Source organism: Paenibacillus sp. UNC496MF (genome assembly GCF_900113915.1).
Classification (GTDB): domain Bacteria; phylum Bacillota; class Bacilli; order Paenibacillales; family Paenibacillaceae; genus Paenibacillus_Z; species Paenibacillus_Z artemisiicola.
In genome coordinates this window covers 1-5,476 of the sequence record NZ_FORE01000034.1, presented here as the reverse complement: position 1 = coordinate 5,476, position 5,476 = coordinate 1, and the positions used below count along the sequence as shown (strand labels likewise).

The 5,476-nt window shown below is 52.3% G+C and carries 4 protein-coding genes and 2 pseudogenes; 5 read left to right on the top strand and 1 reads right to left on the bottom strand.

Annotation, left to right across the window (positions count from 1 at the left end):
• The first annotated feature begins 652 nt into the window (after positions 1 to 652).
• The 5 genes and pseudogenes from BMZ79_RS33440 to BMZ79_RS33420 all read left to right on the top strand — a co-directional run bounded on the left by BMZ79_RS33440 (position 653) and on the right by BMZ79_RS33420 (position 5,037).
• Positions 653 to 1,712: pseudogene (locus BMZ79_RS33440) on the top strand (zinc-binding alcohol dehydrogenase).
• A gap of 30 nt (positions 1,713 to 1,742) precedes the next feature.
• On the top strand, positions 1,743 to 2,582 hold the full coding sequence (locus BMZ79_RS33435) for an AraC family transcriptional regulator (RefSeq protein WP_090649574.1): 840 nt from the start codon (positions 1,743 to 1,745) through the stop codon (positions 2,580 to 2,582).
• The gene (locus tag BMZ79_RS33430; RefSeq protein ID WP_090649571.1) at positions 2,564 to 3,313 is read left to right on the top strand and encodes a sugar phosphate isomerase/epimerase family protein; all 750 of its coding nucleotides are present in this window, start codon (positions 2,564 to 2,566) and stop codon (positions 3,311 to 3,313) included. The genes BMZ79_RS33435 and BMZ79_RS33430 overlap by 19 nt, the downstream gene beginning before the upstream one ends.
• Positions 3,314 to 3,536: 223 nt before the next feature.
• A pseudogene (locus BMZ79_RS33425) lies at positions 3,537 to 3,896 on the top strand (extracellular solute-binding protein); the annotation flags it as partial.
• Positions 3,897 to 4,347: 451 nt separating this feature from the next.
• Positions 4,348 to 5,037, top strand: a complete 690-nt coding sequence (locus tag BMZ79_RS33420) for an SDR family oxidoreductase (RefSeq protein WP_090649564.1) — start codon at positions 4,348 to 4,350, stop codon at positions 5,035 to 5,037.
• Between the two features lie 120 nt (positions 5,038 to 5,157).
• Here BMZ79_RS33420 and BMZ79_RS33415 read toward each other — a convergent pair.
• Positions 5,158 to 5,476 (bottom strand): IS3 family transposase (locus BMZ79_RS33415; protein ID WP_143089209.1); only part of this gene is annotated, 319 nt, incomplete at its 5' end.

Genomic DNA, 5,476 nt, shown 5'->3' with positions numbered 1-5,476 from the left:
ATGGTACTGTCCGTAGCAGGCGGGAACCTCTTGTTCCTTGCCGACTCCCCGTTCGAACGGACTCATGGAGGCCGGGTTATTTCGCTGTCGCTTACCTACAGCGATGAAGCGGAAGCGCGGTCTGAATCGAAAGACAGGAATCAATTCCAGTTCAATTTCCGATAAAGCAGGAGTGGATGGCCCCAGAATCGATGAATTCGAGTTCGCCCTTTTTCAGCAGATGTTTTTTCGATGAACACCGCGGTTTAGCCGGAAACCATATATATGAGCTCGGTAAATTTATGATAGTGCAGTTTTACTTGCCATCCTCACCCGGCCGTTTACGCCGCTGCCTGGCCTACTCAAAAGCTGTATGGCGCTAATACAGTTCCGAATGGAGAAAGTATTACCAATCCCATATATAGGAGGTCATCTCTTGGATGATCCGGGGCTTGCTTATTGTTTCTATGCTTCCCCCGGAATATATGCCGCGAAATAGAGACGGTCTTTTTTCGACTTGCCGCCACCTGTAAAACGGATAAATATCGGCAAATACCGGATAACATACAAGGCGAGAAATTGCGTTATAATGCATTTGTAAGCGGTATCATGGATGGTTATCGCCATTAAAAAAAATGATTATTAACCTTCACCCAGCATAGGAGGAAGTACGATGCCCAAACAATTGATCGCGCAAGCCCCGCGCAAAGCTGTAATTACGGATTACGAGGATCGGGAGATCAAGCTGAACGAAGTGAGGGTGCGTGTCGATCACGCTTCGCCGAAGCACGGCTCCGAGCTTGCGGGTTTTCGTGGAGAAAGCCCGCATACGGCCGATTACTTCGACGAAAAGGACGGCTGGAACCTGTTCTTGCCCCGTGATCCGAAGGATATTTCCGCGGACGGCGGATTCGGCCGCTGGAACCTCGGAAACCAATGGGTAGGCGTCATTACCGAAGTGGGCTCCGAGGTGACGGCATACAAGGTCGGCGACCGGGTTTGCGGCTACGGCGGTATCCGCGAGATACATATCGTGGACGCGGTGGACAATTATTATTTGAAAAAAATGCCCGAAAGAATGTCGTGGAAAAACGCGGTGTGCTTCGATCCGACCCAGTTCGCCCTCGGCGGCATCCGCGACGCCCACGTTCGCGCCGGCGACCGCGTCGCGGTGTTCGGGCTCGGCGCAATCGGCCAAATCGCGGCCCAGCTGGCCAAAATGGCTGGCGCGAGCTGGGTGGCGGTCGTCGATCCGATTGAAGGACGCCGAGGGGTCGCGCTTCGTAACGGCGCGGACGCGGCATTCGATCCGGCGAACGAGGACGTCGGCCTCGAGCTCAAGAAAGCGACCGGCAAGCTTGGCGTCGACGTCATCATCGAGACCAGCGCCAGCGAATTCGCGCTGCAGCAAGCGCTGAGAGGACTCGCGTACGGCGGCACGATCGCGTTCGTCGGCTGGGCGAGAGCGTTCAAGGGCGGTTTGGATTTGGGCCGCGAAGCGCATTTCAACAACGCCAAAATCGTCTTCTCCCGCGCGTGCAGCGAACCGAATCCGGACGCGCTGGAGCTGGCGCCGGATCGAAGACGTCTGCTGGGACATTCTGTCCAAGGGGCTCATCGACTGCGAAGACGTCATCAGCCCCGTCGTGCCGTTCTCGCAATCGGCGGAAAGCTACGAGCAGTTCGTCGACCAGCGTCCGGACCTCAGCATTAAGCTAGGCGTCTCGTTTTAACGCAAATGTTACGAAAAGGGGGGATACGGCATGAGCGACCGACTGGGTTCCCTCCTGAGGCATGCCGAGCTCCAAATCGTCGAATTCGACATTCATCGCCGCATCGAGATGAATACGTTCAACCGGACGCTGCCCTGGTACGTCATGTCCTACTTGAAGTCGGACAGCGCCAAGCTGCGAATAAGCGGGGATGTGACGACGATCGCGCCGGGGACGGTCACCTTTATCCCTCCGAACGTGGAGCACGATCATTACAAGGATACGCCGGACGAAGCGGAGTTTCTGTGGTGGCATTTCACGTACGAAATCGCGGGCGTCATGGACGCCATGAAGATGTTCCAAATTCCGTATGTGTTCCGACTGCAAAATAACGAGTTTTTCGAGAAGGTGTTCATGGAATTCATGGAATCGGCGGACGCCGGAATGTCTTCCTTGCCGCTATCGATCCTGACGCAGGCGAAATCGCTCGAGCTCTTGTACATCATCCTGAACAGCGCGGTCGGCCAAAGTGACGCGCACGCGGACGTGGCGAAGTCGGAATGCTTCTTGGACATGCTGTCGAGAATCTTCCATTCTCCGGAGGAGCCGTTAACGTTGCGGATGATGTCAGACGAACTTCACTTGCATCCTACATACGTAAGCAACCGGTTTAAAGAGCTTTTCGGCAAGCCGCCGATGCAGGTCCAGCGCGAGATGCGCATCCAAAAGGCGAAGGCGCTACTGGAGTCGTCCGAGCTGTCCGTAACGGAAATTTCCCAGCGGCTAGGTTACAGCGAATTGCAAAATTTCACGCGGTTGTTTAAGTCCTACGTCGGCATTTCCCCGACGCAATTCCGCGAGCTCAACCGCAAATGGAGGGTGATGAAATAAAGCTGGCCACGCAAGACAGAGGTTTTTTCGGCTCCACGTACGAGCAGAAGCTGTCCAAGCTGAAGGAGCTCGGGTTCGAAGGACTCGAAATCGACGGCAAATCGCTAATCGAAAATTATAGCGAAATCGAGAAAGCGGTCAAGGCTACGGGCGTGCCCATCAGCTCGATCTGCGGCGGATACCGCGGCTGGATCGGCGATTTCGACAACGAACGGCGCAAGCTCGCGATCGCGGACATCGGCGAGATCATGAAACGGACGGCCGAAATCGGAGCGGCTGGCGTCATCGCGCCGGCGGCGTTCGGCATCTTCTCCCGGAAGCTTCCGCCGTTCGCTCCGCCGCGCCCGGCGGGAGTGGAACGCGAAGCGCTGCTCGATTCCTTGTGCAAGCTGAACGATCATGCGTTGTCCACGGGCAGCGCGCTGCTCCTCGAACCGCTGAACCGCTACGAAGACCATATGATCAACAAGCTGGGAGACGCGGCAAGTTTGATCCAAGAAGGAGGCTTCCGCGAAGTGAAGGTGATGGCGGATTTTTTCCATATGCAGATCGAAGAGCGGGACATTTCCGCCAGCTTGCGGGAAACGGGAGATTTGGTTGCCCACGTGCATTTGGCGGACAGCCACCTGCAGCCCGGCTTCGGGCATACCGATTTCCGGAAAGGCTTTCGAACGTTGAAGGAAATCGGGTTCGAAGGCCACATGGCGATCTGGAGATGGCGAACTATTTGAAAGCGTGCATGCTATAGAATCAGTTTTCCGTTCTAACGATCGAGGTGTTCATTCATGATGAATCCCGCATTTCGCACGTTCGGCAAATCGTTGTCCGCACTCGTCCTGGCTTCCGTGATCGTCCTGGCAGGCTGCTCCTCCGCAGACGACGGGAAAGAAGGCGGCTCTATCAAGCTGCAAGTGCCCGACTCGGCGATTTGGGGCGAAGAAAGCCGCCCTTCAGGTCATGTACGACAAATTCGAAGAAGATCACCCGGACATCAAGCTGGAGCAGGTGACGATGGCCGACGACCAGGCGATGTCCGCCGCCCTCGCGGCCGGCAAAGCGCCCGACCTCATGCTGATGGATCCGTCCCTCGCGAAGGAACGGTTTAAAAGCGGCTACGTCGAACCGCTCGACGTCTATTACGATAAGTACGGCTGGGGCGACGGCATGTTCGGCTGGGCCAGAAACGCCTACGTCGAAAACATTACAACGATACGATGTTCATGGAAAACGGGAGGCTTTTCATACAAAACGGACAAGTCTTTTGGGCTTGTCCGTTTTTGCGACATATGTACAAATCTGGCTTTTAATCAATAGTTCATTTATTATTAATCAGGAAACAAACCGTCTACTTGTAATCAGTGCATCATACTCCTCAAATTCCCCCTCTCGATATGTACCGAACTTTTGCCTCCTCGATTCCCCAATTATCGGATAGAGTTGAGAATCATTGGCAATGACTCACTGAACGAATATAAATGAAAATGAGAATCGTTGTCAATGAAATTGTAGTCCCAATACCCGCTTTAGTTATTGGCAGGGGAATGACTGTAGGAGTAGACTGTTGAGAAATCATGTATAATTAGCCAATCTTGATGTAGATAATAGTAAAGTCAATTGTCCTGCCGAAGGACGTTGACGTGAAGATAAGGGGGACGGTAAACATTCAAATGTCTACCGTCCTTTTTTAGTTTTATCTCGGGAGAGATAGAACTGTCATGTCTTTGTTTCTCAATAATTAAGCAAAAGGTAACCTGAAAGTAAGTAACTGATAAATCATTACCGGCGCCAGCTCCGGCCTCGGCAAAGCAGCTTCCATTGCATTTGCCAAGGAAGGCGCAAATGTGGTCATGGCAGCACGCAGACCGGAGAAACTAATGAAGCGGCCCATAATGTCCAATCTTTGGGGGCTAATGTCTTAGCCGTGCCGACCGATATTTCCAATGCAGATCAAGTTGTTCACTTGGTGCGTCTAACCTTGGAAACATTCGGGCGGGTCGACTTTTTAATCAATAACGCGGCAATTGATTATCCCGGCTCTATTACTGAATTAACCATCGAGCAGTGGGACCAGATCATCGGGGTTAATTTAAGCGGTATGTTCTATGCTTCAAAAGCGGTGTTTCCAACTATGATGGAGCAAAATTCCGGTTATATCATTAATATTTCATCCGTTGCAGGGAAAAAAGGTTGGCCCAATGCAACCGCATATTGTGCAACCAAGTTTGCTATGGCCGGATTCACCCAAGCTTTAAATGGCGAAGGAAAACCTTATAACATTCGCAGTTCCATTGTCTATCCCGGAGGTATGGATACCGAATGGCATATGAATCCGAACCCTAAACGGATCGATCCGGAGGCGGTAGCGAATTTTTTGGTACATATGGCTACCCAAGACCCGCGCTTTGTTGTCAATGAGGCAGTTGTATCACCAATTCATGAAGGCGGATATCCGTGAAAAGCGAATTTTGGTTTTGGACAGTTAAAACAAACGAAATATTGATGTATGATTGTCAGGTGACAAGAGCCGCGTAAATGGTCATAACCCCGTCAAGTAGACATCTATAAAAAGACAACTCTATGCTGCGACCGTTTCACGGTATTCCACCGGGGAACGGTCGTTTAGCTTCTTCTGGAAGCGTTCGTTGTTGTAGAACGACACGTATTCTTCGACCGCTTGTCCCAATTCAGACATCGTTTGCGGACGAACAAGATAAATCTTTTCCGTTTTCAGATGTGAAAAGAACGACTCGATGCAGGCATTATCATAGCAGTTTCCACGTCTAGAGTGGCTGCCAATGGCCCCGAGCTTCTCAAGCTTGCGGTTATAGGCGTTAGAGGTGTACTGAAATCCTTGATCGGAGTGCAGGAGAACACCGGTGAGATCTGCTCTCTCG

Excerpts from the sequence above, each read along its gene's own strand:
- BMZ79_RS33435 (WP_090649574.1), top strand. The coding sequence starts at position 1,743 with ATGAGCGACCGACTGGGTTCCCTCCTGAGGCATGCCGAGCTCCAAATC.
- BMZ79_RS33430 (WP_090649571.1), top strand. The coding sequence starts at position 2,564 with ATGGAGGGTGATGAAATAAAGCTGGCCACGCAAGACAGAGGTTTTTTC.